This window comes from Kribbella sindirgiensis, from assembly GCF_004331435.1.
Classification (GTDB): Bacteria; Actinomycetota; Actinomycetes; order Propionibacteriales; family Kribbellaceae; genus Kribbella; species Kribbella sindirgiensis.
The window spans coordinates 1-26,403 of sequence record NZ_SJKA01000035.1 but is presented as its reverse complement, the minus strand read 5'-3'; the positions used below and the strand labels follow the sequence as shown (position 1 = coordinate 26,403).

Sequence of the window (26,403 nt, the reverse complement as noted above, 5' to 3'; positions counted from 1 at the left end):
CCAGGGCAACCGTCACCGCCATACACACGAAGCTGTTCGTAGCCCGGCAGCCATTGGTAGCCCTCGACGACCGCGTGCCGGTCGGCGTAGGTCAGTGCGGCTTCGAGGATGCGGACGGCGGCGCGGTTCTGGATCTGGTCGTACTTCGACGCCGCGGCCAGCAGGTCCGCGGTGTCGAGCGCCTCCAGATCTTCTTCGAACATGTGTTCTAGTTTATGTCACGATCGGATCTCGGTCAAATCCGCGCATGACCGGGATCCCTTGTTTACAAGGGATCCCGCACAGGACGAATGACCACGTGCAGCGGCGCGGCGGACAGCGCGAGGAGGTCCGAAGCCGCTCGACCGACGGCGCAGACCAACGGATCGTGCCGCAGTCTCGAGTTGCGTCGATCGGCTGCGTGCAATCGACCGGTTGGCTGAGCCGCCACGATGCCGGCCGACCAGGCCGCTTACCGTCGAGCGAGCGCGAGACATCAGCTCAGCTTCCCAGCGGCCGAACACCCGAAGCCCCGCGCGACCGAAGGCGGCCAACAACGCAGCCGTCGCGCAGCGGCGACCGCCCCGGGATGCGGGAAGGGTGCCGCGCCGGCAACAGCACTGTCACACCACAGTCCGCTCGCCGCCGGAGGCCGCCAACAAGACAGCCGCCGTGAAGCAGTGAGCTGTCGGGCGGGGGTTATTTCTTGTTGCCGCGGAGGAGGTGGGTGATGCTGTCTCGGGCCTCGTCCCATTTTTCGGCGGGCATGGAGCCTCGGAGTACGGCGTACGCGAGCCAGATCGCCAGCGCGTAGAACGGCAGGCCGAGGCCGATCTTGGCGATGCCGAGGGCGTTCAGGCTGCCGGTGAAGTAGAGCGGGACCTGGACGATCAGCCGGATCGCGAAGAGTCCCACGAAGACCAGCGTCGCGCGGGAGAAGCCTCGAAGAAGAACCGGATCGCGGCGCCAGGCGGTGCCGGTCTGGGTGATGACGCCGTACAGGACGCCGAACAGCGGCCAGCGGATCAGGACCGTGATCAGGTACAGGAGGCCGTAGCCGAGGTTGGTGAGCAGGCCGGGGACGTAGAAGTCCTTGGCGTTGCCGGTGCGGTTCGCGACCCAGGCCGAGATCAGTACGCCGATGAAGCCGCCGAACACGTTCCGCAACGGCTGCCGCCGGAGGAGACGTACGACGGCGAGTACCGCGGCGAGTCCGACCGCGATGATGAGCGACAGCTGCAGCTTGTGGTCGGTGACGGCGTACGCGACCAGGAACGCGATCCAGGGCAGCCCGATGTCGAGCAGTGCGCCCCACCCGCCGAGCGCGTGGAAGAAGTCCTTGTCCGTCGATTTGGCCGGCTTCTGCGGCCCCTCCTCCGTCGGCCCCGTCACCGTCGGCTCCGTGTGTGGCTCAGCCATGAGCAGCCTGGGGGCGCAGCTCGTAGCGCGGATTGAACATCACCCGGTCGCCTTCGACGACGCCGATCCGCCCGGAGGCGATCAGCTCCGAACCGGCGTGGATGCCGCCGATCTTGCGGCGGCCGAGCCAGATCAGCTTCACCGTGCCGGTGCCGTCGTACAACTCACCCTCCAGTGCCGGTACGCCGCCGCGCGGGCTGAACGTGATGGTGCGCAGCGTGCCGTAGAGCGTGACGAGCTCCCGGTCGTGGCAGCCGGTGATGGACCGCGCGCCACAGTCCTGCGCGAAGTCCTTGAGGACCTCCGCGTCTTCCTGGTCGCGGTCCCCGGCCAGGCCGCGGAACGCACGCTTCCACAGCCCCGCGGGTTTGTTGCTGCCCATGGCGTCGAGTGTAGTCCGCTCAGGCCTCTTCGGGCTCATTCGGCTGAGCACCCGGCGGCATCTGCAGCGGCAGCGACTCACGGACCGCCATCGGCTCGTTACCGCGGACCACGACGACGTTGCGCAGGGTCGCTTCCATCGGCTCGGCGGCGTCCTCCTCGACGGCGGCGCGGCCGAGGATGGTACCGCGGAGCAGCCAGCGCGGGCCGTCCACGCCGATGACGCGGGAGGTCTGGCTGAAGACCTGTCCCTCCGGGTCCTCGACCGGGACGACGAGCACCAGTTCGGTGCCGAACGGTCCCTCGGACTCGGTCGCCGTACCACCCATCCGGGCGGCCTCGCCGGCGATCTCCTGGCGGACCTCGTCCCAGATGCCGCTGGTCTTCGGGGCCGCGAACGCCCGCAGCTCCAGAGCGGAGTCGTCGAGCATCAGCAGCACCGCCTGCACCACGCCGCTCCCCTCGTCGACCTGCAGGCCCAGCTCCATACCGGGCATGCCGGTGACGACCAGCGCGCCCAGATCGATCCGGTCCTCCGCCTCCAGGTCGGCGGCGTCGACCTCGGTCGAGTCGAACGGGCCCTCGGCGCGGACGTCCGCCGTACCGGTCTCGTCGAGGGTCTCGCCCGTCTCGGGCTCGTCGTTCTTGCCCTTACGGCGGAAGATCACAGCTGTTGCCTACTTCCTTGGTCTTGGTGCCGGCGCTGATACAGCGCCGTAGTCTCGCGCATCCGGCAGGTCAACGGGTGCACCTGGTCAGCGTGTCACATCGCCGAAACCGCCGGTCGACCCGTGCCCCTGGTCACCGCGGGCGGAACCGGGCAGCGAGGTCACTTCGACGAACCGGGCCTTCTCGACCTGCTGGATGATCAGCTGCGCGATCCGGTCGCCGCGCCGCACGGTCACCTCGGCGTGCGGGTCGAGGTTGATCAGGTTGATCTTGATCTCGCCGCGGTACCCGGCGTCGACGGTTCCGGGGGCGTTCACGATCGAGACGCCGTGCTTCGCGGCGAGCCCGGAGCGCGGGTGCACGAACGCGGCGTACCCGTTCTGCAGGGCGATCGCGATCCCGGTCCCGACCAGGCCGCGTTCACCCGGTTTCAGGGTCAGGTCGGCGGCCGCCACCAGGTCCGCGCCGGCATCGCCGGGGTGCGCGTACGACGGGATCGGCAGGTCGGGGTCGAGTCGCTGGATCAGTACCTCGGTCACGAGAGGCGACCCTATCGAGCGGCTCCGACGGACCACATGCCAGGCTGGTCCTGTGGGCCTGGAGCAAAGTAGGTATCGGGAAAGTCTGCGGGTGCCGGTGTCGTGGTGGATCATCGCCGCCGCCCTCGTCATCACGCTGTTCGGCATCGTCGCCGTACCGGTCGGGACGATGGCCGGCCTCGTGGTCGGCGGGCTGGCCGCGGTGCTGCTCCTCGCGCTGTTCCTGCGGTACGGCGGTGCGCGCGTCGAGGTCGACGATGCGCGGCTGCACGCCGGGCGGGCGGAGATCGACCGGAGGTATCTGGGCACGGTCGAGGCGCTGACCGGTGATGCTGCGCGGCACGCGTTCGGACGCGACTGCGACCCGCAGGCGTTCCTGGTACTGCGGAGCTACATCAGGGGGGCCGTGCGGGTGCAGATCACCGATCCGGCCGACCCCGCGCCGTACTGGGTGATCGCCACGCGGCACCCGGACCGATTGGCTGCCGCCCTGAGCGGGCACAGCGTGGGAAGATCCTGACTGTCAGCAGTCGTACGAGGAGGGTGTTGTGGTCGGAGCGAAGATCGGCTGGAAGCTGGTACAGGCCGCCTTCACGATCGTGGTGGGCCTGGCCGCGAGCAAGGCGGTCAGCACGGCCTGGAAGCTGGGGTCGGGCGGGAAGCCGCCGAAGAACGGCCAGGGCGGGTACGCCGAGGTCGCCGTGTGGGCCGCTGTGAGCGCTGGGGCTGCTGCCGCTGCGAGGCTGTTCGCGGAGCGTCGTGCGGCTGCCTACTGGCTGAAGTCCACCGGCTATGCCCCGCCCGGTTACGAGGCGGACGCCACCGCGCGACTGGTCAAGGGCACGGACACGGGGCTGGTCAAGAAAGACTGAGGCATGACAGCGGGACCGTTCCACGAACGTGGGACGGTCCCGCTGGTGTTTGCAGACGAAGTAGGGCTTCCGCTCAGGCTGCGCAGTCGCGGCAGATCAGCTGCCCGTTCTTCGTTTCGGCGAGCTGGCTGCGGTGGTGAACCAGGAAGCAGCTCGAACAGGTGAACTCGTCGGCCTGACGCGGGAGGACCCGGACCGCGAGCTCCTCGTGACTCAGGTCCGCGCCGGGCAGCTCGAAGCTCTCCGCGGCCTCGGCCTCGTCCTCGTCGACCTTGCCGGAGTTCTTGTCGTGACGGCGAGTCTTGAGCTCCTCGATCGACTCTTCGGAAGCGTCTTCGTCCGTCTTGCGCGGGGCGTCGTAATCAGTCGCCATGGTGTTTCCCTGCCCTCTTCGTACCCGTGGTGTTGCCTGCTGAGCCCTTGAACGGGTGGAGCGGCCGAGAAATTCCGCGTCGGAGCACCGCGCTGAACTTTCGTCCCCCGAAACCCTTGACAGCCAGGCCGGGATCGGCAAACACCGTTCCCGAGGACGGGATTGTGCCCTATAAAGGCCCGCAATGCACGACTGGGTCCATGCTGTGACCCGCGTGTCGCCACAAATGTCAGTACCGAACAGCAGAATGCTCGTTAGTGCGCGCTACTGCGCAGAAACGAGCACTCACCGGCACTTAGGCGCGCAGTGGGTCCGCCCCGGCCAGCAGCGCGTGGAACGGCTCGAACAACGCCGGAGTGGCCGCGATCGACATCTCCGGCGACACCGGAGCGCCGTTCAGCCCGCCGATCCGGGCTCCGGCTTCGGCCGCGATCAGCGCGCCCGCACCGTAGTCCCACGGGTTCAGCCCGCGTTCGTACACCGCGTCCAGCCGGCCGCAGGCCACGTAGCACAGGTCGATCGCGCCGACCCCGATCCGGCGGATGTCGCGGACCTTGGTGATCAGGTGCTGGATCACCTCGGCCTGCACCTGGCGGCGCGCCGGGTCGTACCCGAACCCGGTCCCGACCAGCGCCTTGGCCAGATCGGTCTCTCCCGACACCTGGATCGGCTTGCCGTCCGCGAACGCCCCGCCGCCCAGGGTCGCGGTGAACACCTCGCCCTTGGGCGCGTCGACCACCACACCGGCGACGGTCTCCCCGCCGTACTCCACCGCGATCGAGACGGCGTACGTCGGGAGGTCGTACAGGTAGTTGACCGTGCCGTCGATCGGGTCGACGACCCAGCGCACGCCGCTGGTGCCGATCACGTCGTCGCCCTCCTCGCCGAGGAACGAGTCGTCCGGCCGGGCGCGCAGCACCCGGGCCCGGATCAGTTCCTCGGACTCGCGGTCGACGGCCGTGACCACGTCGGTGACGGTGCTCTTGGTGTCGGCGACCGTGATCGTGCCGCGGCGGCGCTCGACGATCAGTTGCGCCGCCTCCTCCGCCACGTCGACCGCAAGCTTCAACAACTCTTCAGGGGAGGTCATACGGCTTCCTTAGCTCGGGTGGGTCGGCGCAGCGGCGGGCAGCAGTCGTGACGGCAGTCGTCCCAGGCCGGGCCGAGCTTGCCGACGCACGGCCGGTCCGGCTGCTCCCCGCGCTCGGCCGCGGCCCGCTCGACCACGAGGTCGCGGAGCATCGTGACGAACTTCTGGTCCGTGCCCGGCGTCGCGGCGCGCGCCATCGGCAGCCGCAGCTTCTCCGCGGTCTTCGCGGCCTCGGTGTCGAGGTCGTAGATGACCTCCATGTGGTCGCTCACGAACCCGATCGGTACGACGGCCACACCGGGCGCCCCGTCGGCGGCCAGCGCCTCCAAGTGGTCGTTCACGTCCGGTTCGAGCCACGGCACCTGCGGCGGCCCGGACCGCGAGCAGTAGACGAGATCGGTACGCCGGGTCTGCCCCGTGCGGCGCTCGAGCTCCGCCGTGATCGACGCGGCGACGTCCAGGTGCCAGTCGACGTACCCGTTGCCGTCCGGGCCGCTGGTCGCGTTCATCGCGGTCGGGATCGAGTGCGTGACGTACGCGATCGCGGCACCGTCCGGGAGCTTGCTCAGCGCGTCCGCGGTCGACTCCACGAACGACCCGACGAAGCCGGGGTGGTTCGCGTAGTGCCGGAGCTTGTCGATCCGCGGCGCGTCCGGGATCTCGCGGGCGGCGTCCTCGAGGTTCTCCCGGTACTGCCGGCAGCCGGAGTACGACGGGTACGCGGACGTGACGATCACGACGGCCCGGCGGATGCCGTCCGCGGCCATCTCGCGCATCGTGTCGGTCAGGTACGGCGCCCAGTTGCGGTTGCCCCAGTAGATCGGCAGGTCCAGCCCGATCTCGTCGAACGACGCCCGCAGGGCCTTCAGCAGCGCCCGGTTCTGGTCGTTGATCGGGCTCCGGCCGCCGAACGAGTAGTAGTGCTCGCCGACCTCCTTCAACCGCTCGTCCGGGATCCCGCGGCCGCGCGTCACGTTCTGCAGGAACGGCAGCACGTCATCGGGCTTCTCGGGCCCGCCGAAGGAGAGCAACAACACAGCGTCGTACGGAGGCGCAGCAGGCGACATATTCCAAGCTTCTCAGACGGCCGAACGCTAAGCTGCTCCCGGTCTCTCATGCTCAAGCCCTACTTCCATCTCATGCGCCGCCGCGGAGCGGCCTCGTTCTTCGCTGCCGGGATTCTCGGGCGGATGCCGATCTCGATGATCGGCCTCGGCATCGTCATCCTGATCGCCCAGGAGAGCGGTTCGTACGGTCTCGCCGGCGCGGTCTCCGGTGTGGCCGTGATCGCCGGTGCGCTGACCGGCCCGGTCCAGGGCCGGCTGGTCGACCGGTTCGGCCAGCGCGGGCTGATCCTGATCGGCTCTGTGGCCTGCACCGTCGGTCTGGCGGCGCTGCTCGTCGCTGTCCGTGCTGACGCGCCCACGTGGGTCCTGTACCTGCTGTCGTTCATTGCCGGTGGCACCCGTCCTCAGGTCGGTTCGTTCGTCCGGGCGCGCTGGACGCACCTGCTGGGCCGTGGCCGAGCACTGCAGACGGCGTTCGCGCTGGAGGCAGTCGGCGACGAGGTGGTCTTCATCGTCGGCCCGGTGCTCGTCACCGCGCTGGCGACCCAGGCGAGTCCGTACGCCGCTCTGTCCGCGGCCGGCGTACTAGGACTGGCCGGTGGCATCTGGCTGGCTCTGCTGCGCGCATCCGACCCACCAGGGCGTGGCAAGTCGGATGGCGCCGAGCAGGCACCACTCCCCTGGCTTTCGATCCTCCTGCTCAGCCTGATCGGTCTCGGCCTCGGTGCGACCCTTGGTGGCGCTGAGGTGATCACGGTGGCGTTCACCACCGAGAAGGGACAGGCAGGGCTGTCTGGCGTCGTACTGGCGGTCTGGGCGTTCGGCAGCCTGCTGGCCGGTCTCTGGTACGGCTCTGTGCACTGGCGGGCCCCGGTCGAGCGCCGGCTGCTGCTCGGCACGATCGCGCTCGCGATCACGCTGGCGCCGCTCCCCTGGGTCGACAGCATCTGGCTGCTCGGCGTCGTGCTCTTCTGCTGCGGTATGACGATCGCACCGACGATGGTCGCCGTCACCGCCTGCGTCGAAGAGTGGGTGCCGCCGGAGCGGCTGACCGAGGCGATCACCTGGACCGTCACAGGCATCTTGCTCGGCGTCGCACCGGGTAACGCGGCCGCAGGCCACGCGGTCGACGTCTGGGGCCCGTCAGACGCCTACTGGGTCCCCTTCGGCGTCGGCATCGCCTGCGCGATCGTCGCCGCGGCCTCCATCACGTTCGCCCGCCCGAAGGAACGGTTCGCGCATAACTAGGCTTGTATCTCCTGTTACGGGAGGTGTGAGGGTAGTGGGCATGGACCACTCGATCGGTGCGGTGGCGCGGCTCGCCGGGGTGTCGGTGAAGGCCGTGCGGCACTACTCCGACCTCGGGCTGCTCACGGCACGGCGTACCGCTGCCGGCCATCGACGGTACGACGACACCGCCGTCGTGCGGTTGCGGCTGATCCGGACGTTGCGGGCGCTGGACCTCGATCTGCCGACGATCCACGCCGTACTGCGGGAGGAACGCTCCCTCGCCGAGGTCGCGGCGACCCACGCCGACGCGCTGGCGATCCAGATCCGCACGCTGCGCCACCGGCACGCCCTGCTCACGGTCCTCACCAACCATCCCGACCTGGAGGACGTGCACCTGATGACCGAACACGCCGAACACGCAGAGCAGGACCGGCGCGCGCTGATCGACGACTTCCTCAGCACGACGCTCGGCGACGCCGACCCCGCGGTGCGTCAGAACCTCACTCCTGTGCTGCCCGAGGACGCTGACGCTGCGCAGCTCACGGCGTGGGCCGAGTTGACCGCGTTGACGGCCTCGGAGGATTTCCGTGCCTCTGTACGTCGGCTTGCGGTCGGGTATCGGGCGCTGGCCGGCGACGACCCGCTCCGGGCGGACCCGGCGTACCGCAGCCGCCTGATCGAACTCCGGCGTACCGAGGCCGGACCGCAGTGGTACCGCTACCTGGAACTGGTTGCCGTGGTCAACGGATGGGCAGTGGTCCACCCGGAATCGGCGTAGCAGCCAGCCGTGCGCGCGGGTGACGTCGGCCTGCAGTGCGGCGCTTACAGAAACTGTCGGTGGCGACCAGCAGAATGCGGAATATGGGCAGCAGCAAGCCGCTTTCGGCCAAACAGGCAGCAGCACGGCTCAGCGTCGCCCTTAAGGATCTGCCAAGACGCGGTCCGTGGACGCGTCAGCAGGTGCGCGAACTGCGTGCAGAGCGGCCCGAATGGCTGACCCTTGCCCGGCGAGAGTACGCCCGCCGGAAGGACGAGGAAGCGGCGCGGCAACGGCAGGCTCTGGACGCTCGCAAGGCGGACTTCTCGTGTTTCTGCTGTAAGGCGAAGTTCGCTTTCACCATCAACTCCGGTGGCCTCTGCGAGGCGTGCAACGAGGGGGATTGCCCCGGCTGCGGGGAAGATGACGAGGACTGGTTGTATGGCTAGGTTCGAGATCCCCGAGGGCTGGAACGTGCAGGCGTTCCAGTTCGCCTTGGATTGCACCCCGGAGCAGGCCGCGTGTCTACGGCGTCAGTTCGGCGGTCGCCGCAGGGCCCGGAACTGGGCCGTGGGTACGTTGATGGCCGACCTGGCGCGCTACCGCGAGACCGGTGAGGACACAGAGAAGCCGTCATTGGCTGGGTTGCGGAAACGGTGGAACCGGGTCAAGGACAGCGAGTGCATCGACACCGAGACCGGTCAGGTGTGGTGGCCCGAGATCTCCAAGGAGGCGTTCGCTGACGGCATCCGCGCGGCGGTGGATGCCTACTGGAACTGGCAGACCTCCCGAGCCGGGAAGAGAGCAGGTCGACGCGTCGGGTTCCCGCGATTCGCGAAGAAGGGCCGTGACCGAGACCGGGTCACCTTTACCACCGGCGCTATCCGAGTTGAGCCAGATCGGCGCCACGTCACGTTGCCGAGGATCGGCACCGTGCGGGTTCACGAGAACACGCGCCGCCTGGAACGTCTGATCGCCAAGGGAAAGGCACGGATACTCGCGGCGACGGTGTCCCGAAAAGGCACGCGCCTGGTGGTCTCGTTCCGGGTGCTGATCCAGCGGCCTCAACAACCCACGGTCAAGGACCTGGCTTCGCGGGTAGGTGTCGACGTTGGGGTGCGGGTCTTGGCCACTGTTGCCAACGGTCGCGGAGAGGTGATCGAACGTGTGTCGAACCCGCGGCCGTTGGAGGCTGCGTTGAAGGATCTGCGCCGCCTGGGCCGCGAGCGGTCGCGCCGGACACCGGGCTCGCGCGGCTACATCGAGACCCAAACCAGGATTACCCGGTTGCAGTGCCGGGTCGCGGACATTCGTGCCCGCCACATCCATCGCTTGACCACGAGGCTTGCCAAGACCCACGGCACCATCGTGGTCGAAGGACTGGATACGGCTGGGATGCTGCGGCAGAAGGGGCTGACGGGCGCCCGTGCCCGCAGGCGTGGTCTGTCGGACTCCGCCCTTGGTGAGCCTCGTCGCCAACTCGGTTACAAGACGGGCTGGTACGGCTCGAACCTCGTGATCGCGGATCGCTGGTTCCCGTCCTCCAAAACCTGCCACGCCTGCAGGCACGTCCAAGATGTCGGGTGGGCGGAGCACTGGACCTGCGGGCAGTGCCACGCCGACCATCAGCGAGACGAGAACGCAGCCATCAATCTCGCGCGCTACGAGACGCCCACCGCGGCTGATAGCGCCGTCGGCCCAGTCAGGGCCGCCGTCAAGCGTGGAGCCGACCGCAAGACCGAGCCTCGCTCGGCAGGTGGCAATGAAGCGCGGAAGGAACCCAAGCGCAAGGCTAGGGACCAACCCCGAGATGGGGCGCCGGTGGGATGAGCACCATCATCTTTTCCCCGGCGACGGTAGCGGCGCGTTCCACCCGCGGCGGATCGCGACCAGCCGGATCGCGAAGCACACCACCGCGGCGGCGATCGGGACCCAGAGCGCGTGGTACTCCAACGCCGACGCGATCACCACGATCGCGGCGCCGAGCAGCGCGGGGGTGGCGTAGATCTCGGAGCGGAGGACGACCGGGACGCGGCCGCTGAGCACGTCCCGGAGTACCCCGCCGCCGATGGCCGAAATCGTGCCGAGAAGGGCGGCCGAGATCGGCGACAGGCCGAACTCGATCGCCTTCCGGGCACCGGTCACGCAGAACAGGGCGAGCCCGGCCGCGTCGAAGATGTTCACCAGCCGCTCGACGCGGCCGATCCCCGGATGCAGGAAGAACGTCAGCAGACCGGCCGCGATCGGGACGGCCAGGTAGCGCCAGTCGCGCAGCGCGGCCGGCGGGGTCTGGCCGATCAGCACGTCCCGGATGAACCCACCGCCGAGTCCGGTGACCAGCGCCAGCACCTGGATCCCGAACACGTCCAGCTTCTTCCGTACGCCGACCAGCGCACCGGTGATCCCGAACACGAAGATTCCGACCAGATCGAGCACCTGCAGCACCACGGATCCACTCACAGCCCGAACGCTAAACCACGAGCGCCGCGCCACTGGCGGATCTATCGTTCGTGGTCATGAACCGCGCCCCGGACGTCGACTACTTCGCCACCTCGTCGCGACCCGGCTGGGAGTCGCTCCCGCCCGCCCTGCACGAAGCCCTCGCCGTTGCCCTCGGCACGCAGGTCACCTCGGTCGCGACACCGGTCAGCACCGGCTTCACCGGAGGCTTCGCGGCACGGGCCGAGTTGGCGGACGGCCGCCGCGTGTTCATCAAAGCAGCCGGCGAAGGCCTGCACGCGTACGAGGCATACCAGCGCGAAGCCGAGGTAGTCCCACAGCTCCCGAAGGCAGTCCGAGCCCCAGCAATCATCACCACCGCCCACGCCGACGGCTGGTTTGCGGTGGTATCCGAGTGGGTTGAGGGACGGATGCCGGGGGCTCCGTGGACGGCTGAGGACTTTGGGGCGGTTACTGCTGCTTGTGAGGGTATGGCTGAGGTGCTGCGGCCGAGTCCGTTGGATGGGTTGAGCCTCTTCTCGGAGCTGGTCGGGGACGACGTTGCGGTGCCTGCGCAAATTCTGGCGGGTGAGCGGGAGATGCCGGTCGGTCTGCAGGGCTGGCTGCCGCGGGTACTGCCGGAGCTCGCGGAGCTGGTCGAGCTTGTGCCCGAAGCGCTCGCCGGCGACTCCGCCGCGCACTCCGACCTGCGCCCGGACAACATGCTGATCGACAACGCCGGCGTCTGCTGGACGATCGACTGGAACTGGCTGACACTCGGCCCGCGCTGGGTCGACTGGGTCGGCCTCCTGCCGATCGCGCAGCACCAAGGCATCGACACGTTCACGGCGATCGCGCGCAGTCCGCTCACCGCCGACGTACCGAAGGATCACCTCGACTGCCTCGTGGCCGTGATAGCGGCGTACATGATGAAGAACACCGAGGCCCCGCCCCCAGCCGGCTGTACCCCGGCGTTGCGCCAGCACCAGCGGCTGCACGCGTGGACCTTCCTCGACTGGCTCGCCGTACGACGGGGCTGGCCTACCGTGGAGATATGACGAAGGCTCCCACCAGCAGGTTCAAGGTCGAGGTGCTCGACGGCGACCGGACATCGCGGCGCGAGGACGTCGTCAGCACCGAGGAGCCGCTGGAACTGCGACTCGAATGGCCGGGCCGGCCGCCCGAGCCGCTGGTCGTCACGATGCGCACGCCCGGCTCCGACTTCGAGCTGGCCGCCGGGTTCTGCCTCGGCGAGGGCTTCGCGGTGCGCCCCGACGCGATCCGGACCGTTGCCTACTGCACCGACGCCACATTGACCCCCGAACAGCAGTTCAACACCGTCACGGTCACCTTCGACGGTCCCCCGGACCGCGAACCACCCCAGCGGTACGGCGTGACGTCGGCCGCCTGTGGTGTCTGCGGCCAGCAGAGCCTCGACGAACTCGCCGAGCGCGAGTACGACCCGGTGGACCCGGTGGAGGCCCCGCTCGACGTCGTACGCCGGCTGCCCGATCTGCTCCGGGAGGCGCAGCCGATGTTCAGCCGCACCGGCGGTCTGCACGCCGCGGGCCTGTTCACCGCCGACGGCCGCAAGGTCGTGGTGAAGGAGGACATCGGCCGGCACAACGCGGTCGACAAGGCCGTCGGCTGGACGGTACTCAACCAGCACAGCCGCAAGGGCCTGCTGCTCGCCGTCAGCGGCCGCGCCGGCTACGAAATCGTCCAGAAAGCAGTCGCCGCCGGCCTCGGCATGATCATCGCGGTCGGCGCCCCATCGAGCCTCGCCGTCGACCTGGCCCGCCGCTTCAACATCACCCTGGCCGGCTTCACCCGAGGCGACCGCTGCGTCGTCTACTCCGCCCCGGAGCGAATCATCCGTCCAGCTTGATGAACGTTGCCTTGGGGACGTACTCGTAGCGGTCCGGCATGCAGGTCAGGATGATGACCTGGCCGTGGTCGCCGGCGCGGCCGAGGAGGGCGCCCATGTCGCGGAGGCGGGCCTTGTCGGACCAGCCGAGGGCGTCGTCGAAGATCACCGGGACGCTGCCCTCGCCGGTGCTGACGAGGTGGCTGATCGCGAGCCGCGTGATGATCGCCAGCTGCTCCTGAGCACCCGTCGACAAGGCCTCGACCGGCAACCGGACGCCGTCCAGTTCGCGCTCGGCGACCGCGAGGTCGTCGTCCAGCCAGACCCGGAACGACGGCCCGTACACACTGCGGCCGAGTGCCTCGATCCGGCTCTGCAACGGCTCCGAGTACTTCGTCTGCGCCTCGGCCCGATGCCGGCTCAGCGTCTCGTGCACCCGCCGCGCCGCCTCGGCCCGCCGCAGGAGGCTGTCGTGTTCCGTGCGTACGGCGGCCAGCTCCAGCTCGGCCACGTCCCGCCGCGTCGCAAGTCCGTCCCGCCCGGACTGCTCCAGGCGGCCTTCCGTCGTACGCAATGCGTCGCGCAAGGTGTCGCGCTCGCCCTGCAGACGCGTCGCGACGGCCAACGCGTGCGTCAGCTCACCCGCGACCTGGTCCGCCCCAGCCTCGTCCGCCTGCTCCTGTACGGCGGTGAGCTCCTCGAGCACCGCCTCGACCTCAGCCGTCGCCTCGCTCTCGGCCACCGCCACGGCCTCGTCGTCGAGCACGGACCGCGCGGACTCCAGCGACTCGACCGCCGCAGCCAGCCGCTCCCCTGCGAGCTCCGACCGGGCCCGTGCGTTCTGAGCCTCGGACCGGTCCTCGTCCGCCGCCTTCCGCGCCTGCGCCGCCGCGAACTCCGCATCCGTCAGCAGCCGCTCCACATCGGCCAGCCCACTCCGGGCCTCCTCAAGGACACGCTGCGCGCTCGCGAGATCCCCAGGCTCCAGCCCGGGCTCGTCGATGTCGTCGAACAACGTGTCGTGCGACGAGTCGAACTCAGTGAACTCCGCGAACAGCGACATCTGCCCCGGAACAGCCTCGACCGCGGGCTGCTTGCCGCTGTCCTCGGCCAGCTCCCCAACCTGGAGACGAGCGGTCAGTACGGCGATCCGCTCGCCCGGATCGCCTCCGGCCGTCAGCGACTTCTCGGTCCGCCGCGCCTCGTTCAGCTCGGCGGTCGCGGTGTCGGCCTTCCGCAGCAGGTCCCGCGCCGCCGCGACATCCTTGACGCCCGCCTTCTTCAGCAGATCCGTCTCCCGCCGTACGGCGTCGTCGACGCGCGAGCGCAGCGTCGCCGCCTCGCCACCGGCACGAACGGTCACCTCGACCTGCCCCGGCACCCCGACCACGAGCTCACCCGAGACGAGCACCTCGGTCGACTCGTCGAAGCCGAGCTCCGGCGGCACAGTGCCTTCCAGACCGGTCCCGGAGAGTTCGACAGGCTCGGCGCCAAGTCGCCGTACCGACACCTCGGGAACGCCGGCCGCGAGTGCCGCGCGGGCCTCGACGACCGCCGCGCGGGCATCCTCCAACGCCGCCACCACGGCGTCGTCGACCTTGATCCGGTCGAGGATCGTCCCGGCCGCCGCGATCCGCGCCCGGACGTCGACCAGCTCGGTCTGCTGCCCGACCAGCCGGTCCAGCTCGGCGCGATCCATCAGGTCGGAGACGCGACGTTCCGCGGTCTGAACGTCGGTACGCCGCAGGTCCTTGAGCTCCACGACCTCCGCGAGCGCGGCCTCCGCCGCCTGGACGGTCTCGGCCGCGGTTCGGGCGACCAGCTCCGCGTCGGCTCGCCGCGCGGCGAGCTCCGCCTCGAACTTGGTGAACCGCTCGACCTCGTCGAGGAGCCGCTCGCGATCGAGCCGGGTGCGAGTGTGGTTCTCCAAGCGCGCTCGCGCGGTTTCGGCGCGGGACTTCACCGAGTCCCGGCGCAGCAGGATCTCGTCGGTCGCCTGCTTGCGTTCGCGCAGGGCCTCGACGCCAGTGAGGTGATCGGTCAGGCGGGTGGAGACGTCGCTCAGGTCGAGGGTCAGCCGCTCGGCGCGGCGGATGTCGGACTGGACCTCGTCCATCGCCTGCAACGCCTGTTTGAAGGCCAGCTCGGCCGCCGCCACGGTCTTCGCCGAGCGGGCGAAGTCGCCGGTCGGCTTGCCGCGGGGCGTCCAGTACCGCAGGTACTCGTGCTCGACGGCCGTCACCAGCGGCATCGACGCACCGTCGACCGGAGTGCCCGACTCCGCGGTCACCGCGGTGATCAGCGGCTCCGCGTCCGCCGGTGTTGGCAGCACCAACGACTGGCCCTGGCTGACCATCAAGGTCTGCCACAGCACCGGATCGACGTTCTCGTGGAACAGCCGCTCGGCCTCGTTGTGCGCCTCGCGCCCGGTCCAGGACTGCCGCCGGCCGTCGGGCTCGACGACCGTCAGCTCGGTGGACCGGTTCTTCAGCCAACGCTTGGTGTAGGTCAGTTCACGACCGCCGAGGCTCAGCTCCGCGGTGACCTCCGGGCCGACGTCCTGGCCGACCGGCTGGATGTCGCGGATCCGCGTCGACTTCGAGTCGTCGGGCAGGTCGAAGATCAGCCCGAACGCCTCGACCAGGCTGGACTTCCCGACCTCGTTGTCGCCGACGACCACGGTGGTCCCGAGCGCGCGGAACCGGACAATGCGGTCCTTGACGCCACGGAAGTCCCGTAGCGCCAAGCTGTGTAATCTCATCCCGCGTCCCGCGCCAATCGGTGCATCAACGACAGCGCCGCACCCGCGCCCTCGTCGCCGCCGGCCAGCGCCTGCCGCAGCTCCTCCATCGCGGCCCGCGCCGGACCGCTCAGCTGCAGGGACTCCAGATCCGCCGCGTCCGGCGCCGGCCGCACGGTCCAGAACTTCACCCAGCGCTCGACACTCGCGAAGACCTCGCCCTGCGCGTCGATGATCGAGTCCAGCCGAGCCAGCAGCGGCAGCGAGAGCGAGCCGTCACCGGCCAGCCGCACGTACGTCCGCTCCTTGTCCGGTAGCTCGGCGAACCAGTCCTCGAGCGCCGTGATCGACTCCTCGTCGAACAGGTCGGCGCGATGATCCACCATGTGCCACGCGCCGACGCGGATCGGCTCGACCTCGATACCGGCGCCGATGGTCACCTTCAGGACGTTGCCGGGGTCGTCCTCCTCCGGTGACGTGACCTCCTGCGTCCCGGAGAACCAGATCCGGTCGGTGACCCGGGTCGTCGAGTGCCGGTCGCCGAGGCCGACGTACTGCAGCCGGCCGTCCGCGACCGCGGCCTCCAAAGCTTTTTGATCGATGGTCGGTACGTCGGACATGCCGCCGGACAGACTCGTCAGCTGACCGTGGGCGAGCAGGATCCGCGTCGTCTTCGGGTCGGCGGTCAGGTCGGCGTACCCGGGCGCGGCCGGGTCCGAGAGCGGGCGCCGCGAACGCCACGGCGCGCCGACGATCTCGACCCCCGGCACGATCTGAAAGGGAGTCGTTTCGGTCAGCACCGTGACGTGTTCCGGCGCGTGCGCGAGCCACTGGCTCGAGGTCCACAACGACCCCGGCTCCAGCGCGTCGTGGTTGCCCGGGAGCAGCACGACCGGGACCGGGATCCGCTTCAGCGCCTCGCAGGCCCGCAGGATCGTCTGCCGCTCGACCTGGTTGTGCTCGAACACGTCCCCGGTGACGACCACGAACGCCGCCCCGGTCCGCTCCGCGACCTCGCCGATCCGCGCGACAGCGTCCAGCCGCGACTGACCCCACCGGGCCTGCCCGTCCGGCCCCAGGAACCGGCGCATCATGCCCAGCTGCCAGTCCGAGCTGTGCAGAAACGTGATCGACTCGTCCATAGCGAACAGAACGCTAACCCCCACCGCCGACAACCACCCAACCCAACACCCCCAAACCCGCACACCGCCCACACTCCGGACGCACTCCGGACGCACTTTGAGCCCCTACCAACCGTTTCGCCGCCCCCGAAACGACTGGTGGGGGCCCAAGGACGATGAGAGAGTCCGGATGTGTATCTCACGACGGAGCGGTTGCGGTTGGGGCGGTTCGGACCGGACGACGGCGCGTTGCTGCTGGAGCTGGAGTCCGATCCCGAGGTGATGCGGTTCCTGACCGGGCGGGCGACGCCGCGGGACGAGGTCGAGAGCGTCGTACTGCCGGAGATCCTCGCGGTGTACGCCGGGCATCCGCGGCTCGGGACGTTCAAGGCCGAGGACGCGGACGGTTTCGTCGGGTGGTTCGGGATCCAGCCGACGGCCGATCCGCGGACCGTCGACGTCGGGTACCGGCTGAAGCGGTCCGCCTGGGGCAAGGGGTACGCGACCGAGGGCACCCGGGCGTTGATCGCGCACGCGTTCACCGTGCTCGGGATGGAGCGGGTGGAGGCGGACACGATGGCGGTCAACCACCGGTCGCGGGCGGTGATGCGCCGGTCGGGACTGCGGTTCGAGAAGGTGTACCACGAGCACTTCGACGATCCGCTGCCCGGAACCGAGTTCGGCGAGGTGCTGTACGCCGTCGATCGCGCGACCTGGGAAGCTGGGTCGCATGAGTGACGAGCGACCGTACGCCGTACTGGACATCGACGCGACCCTGTCGGACACCAGCAAGCGGCTGCACTTCATCGAGCGGAAGCCGAAGGACTGGGACTCGTTCTTCGCGCACTCCAAGGACGACGCCGTCCTCGAGGAAGGCCTCGCGATCGCGACGACGCTGGCCGCGGACCACGAGATCGTCTACCTGACCGGCCGCCCCGAACGGATCCGGCGGGACACCGAGAAGTGGCTGAAGGACAACGGCTTCCCGGACGGCAAGGTCTACATGCGCGGCAACACCGACCGCCGCCCGTCGATGCTGATGAAACTGGGCCGCCTCAAACGCCTCGCCGAACAGCGCCCCGTCGCCGTCCTCGTCGACGACGACGCCTCAGTCATCAAGGCCGCCGCAAAAGCCGGCTACACGGTGATGAGGGCCGACTGGGGACTCGATGCAGAGTCCCAGCCGACCCTCTTCGAAGCCCAGGAATCCGAAGGCCGGACCTGAGCCGTTACTTGCTCAGGCCGACGATCAGGGTGTTGGCGTACGGCGGGTACGACGACAGGTAGAAGTTCTGGACCTTCGACCCGTGCAGGAACGCGTTGCGCGCGTAGATCAGGGGCACGATCGGGGCGTCGGCCATGATCTGCTTGTCCAGTGCAGCCCACAGGCCGGCTGCCTTCGTGCGGTCCGGTTCGGCGGTGGCCGCGGCGATCGCCGTATCCACTGCGGGGTTGGAGTAGCGGGAGATGTTGTACCCGCCGTTGCCGATCTCCGACGTCCCGAAGAGCGGCTGGATGTTGCCGATCGCGCTCGGGAAGTCCGGCAGCCAGCTCGACACCGTCAGGTCGAAGTCCGGCTTGTTGCCGGTGATGAGGTCGGTCAGCGGCTCACTCTCCAGCGGCTTGATGGTGACCGTGATCCCGGCCCGCTTCAGGCCCTGCTGAATCGCCTGCGCCACGCCGAGTCCGGTCGTGTTGTCGGCGGCCAGCACCAGGTTCAGGTTGCTGACGCCGGCCGCGGCCAGCATCTGCTTGGCCTTCGCCGGGTCACCGGCAGGCGGCGCCTCGTACAGGTCGTACTTGCTGTACCCGTCGATGCCCGGCGTGATCAGCGTCGAAGCGATCTCACCGCCGTACTCCGGACCGCCCTCGGCGACCTGGACGGCCTGCTTGTCGACGGCGTACTCGATCGCCTTACGGACCGCGGGGTTGGCCAGCGCCGGCCGCTTGGTGTTCATCGCCAGGTACTGCAGCGCGCCGGACGGTGACGTCGCCACGCGGGCCTTGACGGCCGGGTTGCCGGTGATCGTCGGGATCAGCGACGCCGGGACCGACGTACCAGTGGTGGCGGCGAACTTGTCGTCACCGGCATCGGCGATCAGCCGCTGGTTGACCACGTTGGGCTCCAGGCCCATGTCGGTCACGATCGAGTCCGGCAGGCCGGTCCGGGCCGGGTCGGTCGACTTGTCCCAGTTCGGGTTGCGCACCAGCACGAGCTTCGAGCCCGGCGTGTAGGACTGCACCTGGTACGGGCCGCTGGCCATCGGCTTCTCGCCGTAGTGCGCCGGGTCGGTGTCGGCCTTCTTCGGCACCGGCGAGAACGCCGGCATGCTGACGATCCACGGCCAGTCGCCGTACGGCTTGTTCAGCTTGAAGACGATCGTGGTCTCGTCCGGCGTCTCGATCGAGGCCAGCTCGCCGCCCTTGTACGGGCCGGTGTACTTGTCACCGCCGGTCAGCAGCGACTTGTGGTAGCCGAGACCGCCGGACAGCTCCGGCGCGAACGACCGCTCGACGCCGTACTTGATGTCAGCAGCAACGATCGGCGAACCGTCGGCGTACTTGAGACCCGCCTTCAGCTTGTAGGTCCAGGTCTTGCCGCCGTCGCTGACCTGGCCGGTGTCGGTGGCCAGGTCCGGGACCAGCTCGGTCGGCTTGTTCGGGTCGGTCTTCCACGACGTCAGGCCGCGCAGCACGAGGTGGATCCCGCTGATGCCCAGGTTCTGGCTCTTGGCCGGGTCGTAGCTGATCTCCTTGCTGGTGCTGAGGATGTGCCAGGTGCCGCCCTGTTCCGCGGCCGCAGTACTGCCGCCGGTCGTGCCGGACTTGTCGTTGGCGTTGCACGCGGCCGCCGCGAGCACGAGCAGTGCCGCTAACGCGACCGCTCGGGATATGTGTTTCATGGGGTCCTCTCAAGGGGTGGGGGCTCAGGGAAGTAGCAGGCGGCCCGGTGTTCGGAGTTCCCGGCGACGGGCTCGAGCACTGGTCGTTTCGTCGCGCAGACGTCCTCGGCCTTGTAACAACGGGTCCGGAACGGACATCCGGACGGCGGGTCGATCGGGGTCGGTACGTCGCCGGTCAGCACGATGCGGTCACGGGTGACCCCCGGTTCCGGCACCGGCACGGCGGACAGCAGCGCCTTCGTGTACGGGTGCGCCGGCGACTCGTACACCTTCGCCGCCGGGCCTTCTTCGACGATCGTGCCGAGGTACATCACGGCGATCCGGTCGGCGACCTGACGGACGACGGCCAGGTCGTGGGCGACCAGCACGTACGACAGGCCGAGCTCGTCGCGCAGGTCGGCGAGCAGGTTCAGCACCTGGGCCTGCACCGACACGTCCAGCGCGGACACCGGCTCGTCGCAGACCAGCAGATCGGGTTTGACCGACAGCGCCCGGGCGATCCCGATCCGCTGCCGCTGCCCGCCGGAGAACTCGTGCGGGTACCGCACCAGGTGCTCCTCGGCCAGCCCGACCTGTTCGAGCAGTTCGACGAGCTGCGCCCGGGTCGGGCGGAGTCCTTGCGCGCGGAACGGCGTACTCAGGATCGTCGCCACCGACTGCCGCGGGTTCAGCGACGCCTGCGGGTCCTGGAAGACCATCTGGATCCGGCGGCGGATCGGGCGCAACCGGCGGCCCTTGACCTTGGTGACGTCCTGGCCGCCGATCTCGACCCGGCCCTGCGTCGGGTCGAGCAGCCGGGTCGCGACCCGGGCCAGCGTGGACTTGCCGGACCCCGACTCACCCACGAGACCGACGGTTTCGCCTCGACGTACGACGAGGTTGACGCCGTCGACCGCGCGCACGGCCTGCGCCTTCTGCCACGGCACACCGCGCAACCCGAAGTACTTGCGCACGTCCTTGAGGTTCAGCAGCTCGTCAGGCATCCGCCGGCCTCCGTCCCAGGTGGCAAGCCGCCTCGTGATCACCCTCGCCGGGACGCGGCGTCAGCTCGGGTCGCTCCGTGACGCACCGCTCCCCCACCAGATGCGTGTACGCGCACCGCGGCTGGAACGGGCAGCCGGTGGTGATCGACCCCGGCGCCGGCGGAGTGCCCGGGATCGTGGTCAGCCGCGGCTTCGGCGGTACGTCGACCCGCGGCATCGCACCCAGCAACCCGAGGCTGTACGGGTGCGCCGCCCGGAAGAACAGGTCCCGCACGGTACCTCGCTCCGCCGCGCGGCCGGCGTACATCACCAGGACGTCGTCCGCGACCTCGGCGACCACACCGAGGTCGTGCGAGATCAGGATCAGCGCCGTACCGAACTCGTCCTGGACGTCGTCCAGCTGGCGCATGATCTGCGCCTGCACGGTGACATCGAGTGCGGTCGTCGGCTCGTCCGCGATCAGCACTCTCGGGTCGTTCACCAGAGCCATAGCAATCACGACCCGCTGCCGCATTCCCCCGGAGAACTCGTGCGGGTAACTGTCGGCGCGGCGGGTCGCGTCCGGGATGCCGACCTTGTCGAGCATCTCGACCGCCCGGCGGCGCGCGACCTTCTTCGAGACGTCGTGGTGCAGCCGGTACGCCTCGGCGACCTGCCAGCCGACCGAGTAGTACGGGTTGAGCGCCGACAGGGCGTCCTGGAAGACCATCGCGATGTCGTTGCCGCGGATCTTGCGGAGCTCGTCGGCAGGCAGGCCGTTCAGCTCGCGGCCGTCGAGCAGCACCTCGCCGGTGACGTCGGCGTTCGACGGCAGCAGGCCCATCACCGCGGACGAGCTGACGCTCTTCCCGGAACCGGACTCGCCGACGATCGCGAGCGTCTGCCCGGGCGCGACCGCGAAGTCGATACCGTCGACGGCGGGCACCGAACCGTTCTCGGTCCGGAAGGTGACCTTCAGGTCATGTACTTCCAGCACTGGCTCAGCCATGGCTCACCCTCGGGTCGAGCACACCGTGCACTATGTCCACCACCAGGTTCGCCAGGATGATCAGGAACGCCGAGAACAGCGTGACGCCGACGACCACGGCCACGTCGAGCTGACCGACCGCGCTGATCAGCAGGTCGCCGAGGCCCTGCATGCTGAACACCTTCTCGGTCAGGATCGCGCCGCCGAGCAGGCCGCCCAGGTCGAGACCGAACAGCGTGATCACCGGGACCAGCACGCCGCGCAACCCGTGGATCAGCACCACTCGCCCTTCCCCGGCGCCCTTCGCCCGGGCCGTGGTGATGTAGTCGAGGTTGAGTTCCTCGAGCATCTGCGACCGGGTCAGCCGGATGTACGACGCCGCTTGCAGGATGGCCAGCACGATCCACGGCGTGACCAGGTGCCACGCCCAGTCGACCGGGCTCTCGGTGAATGGGATGTAGCCGTTGACCGGGACCATGTTGAGCCAGAACCCGAACACCAGGATCGCGAGCAGCCCGAGCAGGAACGACGGGGTCGAGACGCCGATCAGCGCGACGCCGACGGACAGCCGATCGAGGAGGCGGCCCCGGTTCAGCGCGGCGATCACCCCGAGCGACACGCCGATCAGCAGCCAGAGGACTGCCGCGCCGAGCGCGATCGAGGCGGTGATCGGCAGCCGGTCCATGATCAGCGTGGTGACCGGGCGAGCGAGCGGGAACGAGTACCCGAAGCACGGAGCGTTGCAGTGCACCGCCGCCGCGCCGTCTCCGAACGTGCGACCGGCGAAGATGCCCTTCAGGAAGTTCAGGTACTGCTGCAGGGTGCTCTGGTCGAGCTGCATGAAGTGCCGCGCCTGCTCGAGGCGGTCCGGCGTACACGGCTTGCCGCACGCCAGGTGGGCCGGGTCGGCGGGGATCGCGTAGAAGATCAGGTAGACGGCGAGGCTCAGCGCGAGCATCACCAGCAGCGCGGCGAACAGCCGCCGGATCAGGAACCAGACGAGGTCGGGCATCAGTTCGTCCTCCGCAACCGAACGTCGAACGCGTCCCGTACGCCGTCGCCCAGCAACGTGAAGCCGAGGACGGCGAGGAACAGCATCGCGCCCGGGAACAGCAGGAACCACGGGTCCGCACCGGTGTAGACCCAGGCGATCGAGTCCGAGATCGACCGGCCGAGGCTGGGGGTCGGCGGCGGGACGCCGACGCCGAGGAAGGACAGCGCGGCCTCGGCGCCGATGTAGCCGGGGATCGCGAGCGTGGCGATCACCAGGACCGGACCGAGCAGGTTCGGCAGCAGTTCGCGGGTGATCACCATCCAGCCGCTCGACCCGACGCTGCGGGCCGCCTCTACGAACTCGCGGGCGACCAGCGAGCGGGCCTGGTTGCGGATCAGGCGTGCCAGGCCGGCCCAGCCGAAGAAGCTGAGCACCAGGATCAGCAGCAGCCAGCGCGGGAAGCCCGCCGGGACGATGATGCCGAGGGCAATCATGAACACGAGCTGCGGGAACCCGAACAGGAAGTCGAGCAGTCGCGACAGCACCGCGTCGTACCAGCCGCCGAAGTACGCCGCGCTGATCCCGGCGAGGGTGCCGACGACCGTGGTGATCAGCGTGACGACGACCGCGATGAACAGCGACGTCCGCAGACCGAGGACGACGATCGAGAACAGGTCCCGGCCGGTCAGCGGCTCCACCCCGAACCAGTGGCTACCGCTCGCGCCGCCGACCGCCCCGCGCGGCGCGTTGCCGCGGGCCGGATCGAGCAGATCGATGTGGTACGTCGTCGCGTCCTGGCCGGCCAGCCGCACCAGCAACGGCGCCGCGGCGGCGATCACGATCAGCAGCGCGACCACGACCAGGCCGACCCGCGCGCTGCGGTCACGCCGAAGCCGGCGCATCGCTTGCCGGGTGGGCGATACGGTCCCGGCGACCGAGGAACTCACAAGCACTCCCGACAGGTTCGAATCACAGTCATGTGTGATGGCCGACAAAACCTAGGCCGCATCCTCCCACCACGGGGTTCGCATCTCGAATCCCGAGAATGTCGGGTCGTTAACTGTGGATTCGGATAGGTGCTGCCGGGTGGTTACGCTCCGCGTGTGGATGCCATGGTGGAGATCGGTGACCGAGTGCTGCTGTACGCCGTTTACGGGGCGGACAGCGGCGTACCGGTGATGTCGTTCGGAGGTACTCCGAGTACGCGGTGGAAGCGGCCCGAGGTGGTGGCGACGATCGAGTCGTCCGGGGTGTGGATGGTGATGCCGGACCGGCCCGGGTACGGCGGATCGACCCGGCAGGAGGGCCGGACCGTGGCATCTGTCGCCTCCGACGCGGTTGCTCTGGCCGATGCATTGGGCTGGGAACGATTCGCGGTCACCGGCGGCTCCGGAGGCGGTCCGCACGCCTTGGCCTGCGCGGCACTCCTCCCCGACCGCGTGACTCGCTGCGCGGTGACTGGGAGCAACGCGCCGCCCCTCGTCGACGGCCCCGAGCCGACCGAGGCAGAGGAGCAGGCGGACCCACGGCGCAACCGCACCTCCTGGCGGGCGGTTCACGGAGACCTGCGACCAGGGCTCGAGGAAACAGCTCGCACGATCATGGCCGCCGTCGAGGCGGGCGGGCCGGAGTTCCCGCCGGACCCCGGTTCGCCGCCAGGACCCCCGGCGCGTGAGGACCCGTCGGCGATCGCCCGGCTGACCGCGACCTTCGTCACCAGTCATGACGGCTGGATCGACGACCATCTCGCGTTCGCTCGGCCCTGGGGGTTCGAACTCGGCGACATCCAGGTGCCTGTCAGCCTCTGGCACGGATCAGCTGACGAGCGCGCCGGCAAGTACGCCGACCACTTGGCCGCCGCGATCCCGCACGCCGAACGCAAGTACTACGTGGGCGGCCACATCCCGCCAACAAATGCGTACCGCGAACTGCTGCGCTGGCTGACACTGTCCTGATGGACCTAGCGCGTCAACTCGTTCTGGAGCTGTATCCGGAGGCCCGGGCCGCCTGGCTCGGCGGGAGCGTTGCGCGCGGTGACGCAAGCCCGACGTCCGACCTGGACATCACGGTGCTGCTGGACGGACCACCGGCACCGCGAAGGAAGTCGCTGGAGTACGGCGGCTGGCCGGTCGAGCTGTTCGTGCACACCGAGAAGTCACTGCGCTACTTCGCCGACAAGGACCAGCTGCGACGCCAGCCGACCATGATGCGGCTGGTCGGCGAATCCGTCGTACTGGTGGACACCGACGGGTCCGCCGCGCGACTGCAGCAGGAGTTCGTTGCCGAAGTGGCTGCTGGGCCTAAGCCGCTGACTTCCGACGAGCTGGACCTGCTGCGCTACACGGTCACCGACCTGCTGGAGGACCTGGCAGCCGCAGAAGGTGATGTGCGGCTGGCGATCACGTCAGTGCTGTGGCAGGAGGCGGCCCGGCTGCTACTGACCGGCGCCGGGCACTGGTCCGGTACCGGGAAGGGTCTGCTGCGAGAGGTCACGGCGTACGACGTTGCTCACGGCACTGATCACGCTGTGAGGTTGCTGGACGGGGTGCGGGCGTCGGACGATCGCCTGGTGGTCGCTGTGGACAACATCCTTGCCGCGCACGGAGGACGCCTGTTCGCCGGATTCGAGCTGGCGGCGAGCATCTAGTCACGCCGCACTCAGTCGCGCAGTCCGATCAGGAGCCGTACGTCGACGTCTTCCGTGAATGGGCCCGGGCCGACGGCGTCTCGCAGTCGCGCGGCGAACTCCTCTCGCGCACGACCAATCGGCAACTGTTCAACCGGCATCGCCGACAAGACTCCACCAAGGAGTTCCACGAACGTGAGTGGAGCCGAATACCGCACCCTCGTGTCGCCTACGACGTAGCCGGCCGCCGCGAGGCTCAGACGGTAGACCTCCTGACTTCGCTCGTCGGTTCCACAGGCGGCGGCGAGCGACGTGCCGAGCCACTGCTGCAGGAACTCGCGCAGCGCGGAGGACCACGTGGTGTCTTGTAGCCAGAGTGGTACGCCGTTGGTCACGACCGCAATGCCTCCCCCGGCACGCAGCAGCGGCCGCACCGTGCGGAACAGGTCATCGTGGTCCATCCAGTGCAGCGCTTGGGCCACGGTGACCGCGGCGAGTGGCCCAACAAGCTGTGCGATCGCTGGCACGTCCCGATCGGAACCAAGCGCCCACATGACATTGCGCTGGTCACCGACGACGGCCCGAGCCTGAACGAGCATGTCCGCCTCCGGATCCAGCCCGATGACCGCACGAAGGCTCCTCGCAAGCGGCAACGTCAGCTGCCCGGTGCCGCAGCCGACGTCCAGTACCACGTCATCAGCACCGAGGCGGAAAGCCTGCGTCAGCGCATCGATCGTCTCGTCGGGGTACCCGCGCCGGTACCGCTGGTACAGCTCCGCGACCTCGCCGCCGAATCCGAGTGCTGTCATGCCGGCCAGACTGCCCGAACAATCTCCGCGAGCACAGCTTCTTCGGCTGACAGCAGACAGTCTGCGACCCGCCGAGTCAACCCGCCGCCTACGGCCGCTGGCTACCCCTCCCGCGCATCGGACCACCAACCCCATTTCGCCATCGCCTACACGTTTCCCCGTACGCCGAACCTGTGACGTTTCCCCTTGTGGATAAGGAAAAACAGGCTGCCCGTGGCTTGAACCACCCGCGCGTCTTGCATAGAATCGAACACATGCTCGAGCAAGATCTGGATACGTTGAGCACCCGCGACCTGCTGGAGCGTGCCGCGGACTGCCGCACGGTGGCCAACCGCGCCGACGCGCACCTGCTGGAATGCGCCCAGATCTACGCCGACCGCTTCCACCCCTCCGTCTGCCCCACCCGCCCAACCCGCCGCGCCAACGACGGGCGCGAACGCGCTGTGATCCTGGGCGGCGAGGGCTGCCCCGCGATCGCGGAGTTCGCGATCGCCGAGTTCGCCGCCGTAGTCGGGGTCTCACCCGGCGTCGGCCGCGCCCTGCTCGCCGACGCCCTCGCCCTGCGCCACCGCTTCCCC

At 69.1% G+C, this 26,403-nt stretch carries 29 protein-coding genes and 1 pseudogene; 13 read left to right on the top strand and 17 right to left on the bottom strand.

Annotated elements, in window-relative coordinates:
- From E0H50_RS42275 to dut, 5 genes are all read right to left on the bottom strand, one after another.
- A partial coding sequence (locus E0H50_RS42275) for a hypothetical protein (RefSeq protein ID WP_131296972.1) occupies window positions 1-203 on the bottom strand: 203 nt, incomplete at its 3' end.
- Between the two features lie 475 nt (window positions 204-678).
- The gene (locus E0H50_RS42270) at window positions 679-1,371 is read right to left on the bottom strand and encodes a DUF3159 domain-containing protein (RefSeq protein ID WP_165547490.1); all 693 of its coding nucleotides are present in this window, start codon (window positions 1,369-1,371) and stop codon (window positions 679-681) included.
- Between the two features lie 19 nt (window positions 1,372-1,390).
- A complete protein-coding gene (locus E0H50_RS42265; RefSeq protein ID WP_131296966.1) occupies window positions 1,391-1,780 on the bottom strand; it encodes an OB-fold nucleic acid binding domain-containing protein in 390 nt (129 codons plus the stop codon).
- A 19-nt stretch (window positions 1,781-1,799) separates the two neighbouring features.
- A complete protein-coding gene (locus E0H50_RS42260) occupies window positions 1,800-2,447 on the bottom strand; it encodes a DUF3710 domain-containing protein (protein WP_131296963.1) in 648 nt (215 codons plus the stop codon).
- Between the two features lie 87 nt (window positions 2,448-2,534).
- The gene (dut, locus tag E0H50_RS42255; RefSeq protein ID WP_131496640.1) at window positions 2,535-2,987 is read right to left on the bottom strand and encodes a dUTP diphosphatase; all 453 of its coding nucleotides are present in this window, start codon (window positions 2,985-2,987) and stop codon (window positions 2,535-2,537) included.
- A 91-nt stretch (window positions 2,988-3,078) separates the two neighbouring features.
- Here dut and E0H50_RS42250 point away from each other — a divergent pair, with 91 nt between their 5' ends.
- Both E0H50_RS42250 and E0H50_RS42245 read left to right on the top strand, forming a co-directional pair.
- Window positions 3,079-3,507, top strand: coding sequence for a DUF3093 domain-containing protein (locus tag E0H50_RS42250; protein ID WP_238151713.1), 429 nt, complete (start codon window positions 3,079-3,081; stop codon window positions 3,505-3,507).
- 28 nt (window positions 3,508-3,535) lie between these two features.
- Window positions 3,536-3,859 carry a DUF4235 domain-containing protein gene (locus E0H50_RS42245; RefSeq protein ID WP_131296957.1) on the top strand — a complete coding sequence of 108 codons (324 nt, stop codon included), beginning with the start codon at window positions 3,536-3,538 and terminating at the stop codon, window positions 3,857-3,859.
- A gap of 73 nt (window positions 3,860-3,932) precedes the next feature.
- Here E0H50_RS42245 and E0H50_RS42240 read toward each other — a convergent pair whose 3' ends face one another.
- From E0H50_RS42240 to E0H50_RS42230, 3 genes are all read right to left on the bottom strand, one after another.
- Window positions 3,933-4,232, bottom strand: coding sequence for a DUF4193 domain-containing protein (locus E0H50_RS42240; RefSeq protein ID WP_130379292.1), 300 nt, complete (start codon window positions 4,230-4,232; stop codon window positions 3,933-3,935).
- 295 nt (window positions 4,233-4,527) lie between these two features.
- Window positions 4,528-5,322 (bottom strand): inositol monophosphatase family protein, encoded by a 795-nt coding sequence (locus tag E0H50_RS42235; protein ID WP_131296955.1) that lies wholly within the window; start codon window positions 5,320-5,322, stop codon window positions 4,528-4,530.
- A complete protein-coding gene (locus E0H50_RS42230; protein ID WP_131296952.1) occupies window positions 5,319-6,389 on the bottom strand; it encodes a ferrochelatase in 1,071 nt (356 codons plus the stop codon). The genes E0H50_RS42235 and E0H50_RS42230 overlap by 4 nt, the downstream gene beginning before the upstream one ends.
- A gap of 48 nt (window positions 6,390-6,437) precedes the next feature.
- Here E0H50_RS42230 and E0H50_RS42225 point away from each other — a divergent pair, with 48 nt between their 5' ends.
- From E0H50_RS42225 to tnpB, 4 genes are all read left to right on the top strand, one after another.
- Window positions 6,438-7,637, top strand: coding sequence for an MFS transporter (locus E0H50_RS42225; RefSeq protein ID WP_131296951.1), 1,200 nt, complete (start codon window positions 6,438-6,440; stop codon window positions 7,635-7,637).
- Window positions 7,638-7,677: 40 nt separating this feature from the next.
- Window positions 7,678-8,397, top strand: a complete 720-nt coding sequence (locus tag E0H50_RS42220; protein ID WP_131296949.1) for a MerR family transcriptional regulator — start codon at window positions 7,678-7,680, stop codon at window positions 8,395-8,397.
- A gap of 83 nt (window positions 8,398-8,480) precedes the next feature.
- Window positions 8,481-8,825 carry a hypothetical protein gene (locus E0H50_RS42215; RefSeq protein ID WP_131296946.1) on the top strand — a complete coding sequence of 115 codons (345 nt, stop codon included), beginning with the start codon at window positions 8,481-8,483 and terminating at the stop codon, window positions 8,823-8,825.
- On the top strand, window positions 8,818-10,206 hold the full coding sequence (tnpB, locus tag E0H50_RS42210) for an IS607 family element RNA-guided endonuclease TnpB (protein ID WP_131296944.1): 1,389 nt from the start codon (window positions 8,818-8,820) through the stop codon (window positions 10,204-10,206). The genes E0H50_RS42215 and tnpB overlap by 8 nt, the downstream gene beginning before the upstream one ends.
- A 6-nt stretch (window positions 10,207-10,212) precedes the next feature.
- Here the strand turns inward: tnpB and E0H50_RS42205 are convergent, their stop codons facing one another.
- Window positions 10,213-10,836 carry a trimeric intracellular cation channel family protein gene (locus E0H50_RS42205; RefSeq protein ID WP_238151712.1) on the bottom strand — a complete coding sequence of 208 codons (624 nt, stop codon included), beginning with the start codon at window positions 10,834-10,836 and terminating at the stop codon, window positions 10,213-10,215.
- Between the two features lie 56 nt (window positions 10,837-10,892).
- On the opposite strand from E0H50_RS42205, the gene E0H50_RS42200 reads away from it, so the two are divergent.
- Window positions 10,893-11,873, top strand: coding sequence for a phosphotransferase family protein (locus E0H50_RS42200; protein WP_131296942.1), 981 nt, complete (start codon window positions 10,893-10,895; stop codon window positions 11,871-11,873).
- Window positions 11,870-12,703, top strand: a complete 834-nt coding sequence (fdhD, locus tag E0H50_RS42195) for a formate dehydrogenase accessory sulfurtransferase FdhD (protein ID WP_131296940.1) — start codon at window positions 11,870-11,872, stop codon at window positions 12,701-12,703. Before E0H50_RS42200 ends, fdhD begins: the two co-directional genes overlap by 4 nt.
- Here the strand turns inward: fdhD and E0H50_RS42190 are convergent.
- Together E0H50_RS42190 and E0H50_RS42185 are read right to left on the bottom strand one after the other, a co-directional pair.
- Window positions 12,687-15,443 carry an AAA family ATPase gene (locus tag E0H50_RS42190; protein ID WP_131296938.1) on the bottom strand — a complete coding sequence of 919 codons (2,757 nt, stop codon included), beginning with the start codon at window positions 15,441-15,443 and terminating at the stop codon, window positions 12,687-12,689. The genes fdhD and E0H50_RS42190 overlap by 17 nt on opposite strands.
- Window positions 15,440-16,564 (bottom strand): metallophosphoesterase family protein, encoded by a 1,125-nt coding sequence (locus E0H50_RS42185; protein ID WP_131296936.1) that lies wholly within the window; start codon window positions 16,562-16,564, stop codon window positions 15,440-15,442. The genes E0H50_RS42190 and E0H50_RS42185 overlap by 4 nt, the downstream gene beginning before the upstream one ends.
- 171 nt (window positions 16,565-16,735) lie before the next feature.
- Here E0H50_RS42185 and E0H50_RS42180 point away from each other — a divergent pair, with 171 nt between their 5' ends.
- Complete coding sequence (locus E0H50_RS42180) at window positions 16,736-17,281, top strand: GNAT family N-acetyltransferase (RefSeq protein ID WP_131296934.1); 546 nt, start codon at window positions 16,736-16,738, stop codon at window positions 17,279-17,281.
- Window positions 17,274-17,768 carry a phosphatase domain-containing protein gene (locus E0H50_RS42175; RefSeq protein WP_131296932.1) on the top strand — a complete coding sequence of 165 codons (495 nt, stop codon included), beginning with the start codon at window positions 17,274-17,276 and terminating at the stop codon, window positions 17,766-17,768. The genes E0H50_RS42180 and E0H50_RS42175 overlap by 8 nt, the downstream gene beginning before the upstream one ends.
- A 4-nt stretch (window positions 17,769-17,772) precedes the next feature.
- Here the strand turns inward: E0H50_RS42175 and E0H50_RS42170 are convergent, their stop codons facing one another.
- The 5 genes from E0H50_RS42170 to E0H50_RS42150 are packed head-to-tail and all read right to left on the bottom strand — an operon-like array spanning window position 17,773 to window position 23,337.
- Window positions 17,773-19,446 carry an ABC transporter substrate-binding protein gene (locus E0H50_RS42170; protein WP_131296930.1) on the bottom strand — a complete coding sequence of 558 codons (1,674 nt, stop codon included), beginning with the start codon at window positions 19,444-19,446 and terminating at the stop codon, window positions 17,773-17,775.
- On the bottom strand, window positions 19,443-20,429 hold the full coding sequence (locus E0H50_RS42165) for an ABC transporter ATP-binding protein (RefSeq protein WP_131296928.1): 987 nt from the start codon (window positions 20,427-20,429) through the stop codon (window positions 19,443-19,445). Before E0H50_RS42165 ends, E0H50_RS42170 begins: the two co-directional genes overlap by 4 nt.
- Window positions 20,422-21,417 (bottom strand): ABC transporter ATP-binding protein, encoded by a 996-nt coding sequence (locus E0H50_RS42160; protein ID WP_131296927.1) that lies wholly within the window; start codon window positions 21,415-21,417, stop codon window positions 20,422-20,424. The genes E0H50_RS42165 and E0H50_RS42160 overlap by 8 nt, the downstream gene beginning before the upstream one ends.
- Window positions 21,410-22,408 (bottom strand): ABC transporter permease, encoded by a 999-nt coding sequence (locus tag E0H50_RS42155; RefSeq protein WP_131296925.1) that lies wholly within the window; start codon window positions 22,406-22,408, stop codon window positions 21,410-21,412. The genes E0H50_RS42160 and E0H50_RS42155 overlap by 8 nt, the downstream gene beginning before the upstream one ends.
- Window positions 22,408-23,337: an ABC transporter permease gene (locus E0H50_RS42150; protein ID WP_131296924.1), complete on the bottom strand. Its 930-nt coding sequence runs from the start codon at window positions 23,335-23,337 to the stop codon at window positions 22,408-22,410. Before E0H50_RS42150 ends, E0H50_RS42155 begins: the two co-directional genes overlap by 1 nt.
- Before the next feature lie 165 nt (window positions 23,338-23,502).
- On the opposite strand from E0H50_RS42150, the gene E0H50_RS42145 reads away from it, so the two are divergent.
- Complete coding sequence (locus tag E0H50_RS42145; RefSeq protein ID WP_131296975.1) at window positions 23,503-24,345, top strand: alpha/beta fold hydrolase; 843 nt, start codon at window positions 23,503-23,505, stop codon at window positions 24,343-24,345.
- On the top strand, window positions 24,345-25,037 hold the full coding sequence (locus E0H50_RS42140; RefSeq protein ID WP_131296922.1) for a nucleotidyltransferase domain-containing protein: 693 nt from the start codon (window positions 24,345-24,347) through the stop codon (window positions 25,035-25,037). The genes E0H50_RS42145 and E0H50_RS42140 overlap by 1 nt, the downstream gene beginning before the upstream one ends.
- Before the next feature lie 11 nt (window positions 25,038-25,048).
- On the opposite strand, the gene E0H50_RS42135 is transcribed toward E0H50_RS42140, so the two are convergent.
- Window positions 25,049-25,825 (bottom strand): class I SAM-dependent methyltransferase, encoded by a 777-nt coding sequence (locus E0H50_RS42135; protein WP_131296920.1) that lies wholly within the window; start codon window positions 25,823-25,825, stop codon window positions 25,049-25,051.
- A 254-nt stretch (window positions 25,826-26,079) separates the two neighbouring features.
- Here E0H50_RS42135 and E0H50_RS42130 point away from each other — a divergent pair.
- Window positions 26,080-26,403: pseudogene (locus E0H50_RS42130) on the top strand (DUF222 domain-containing protein); the annotation flags it as partial.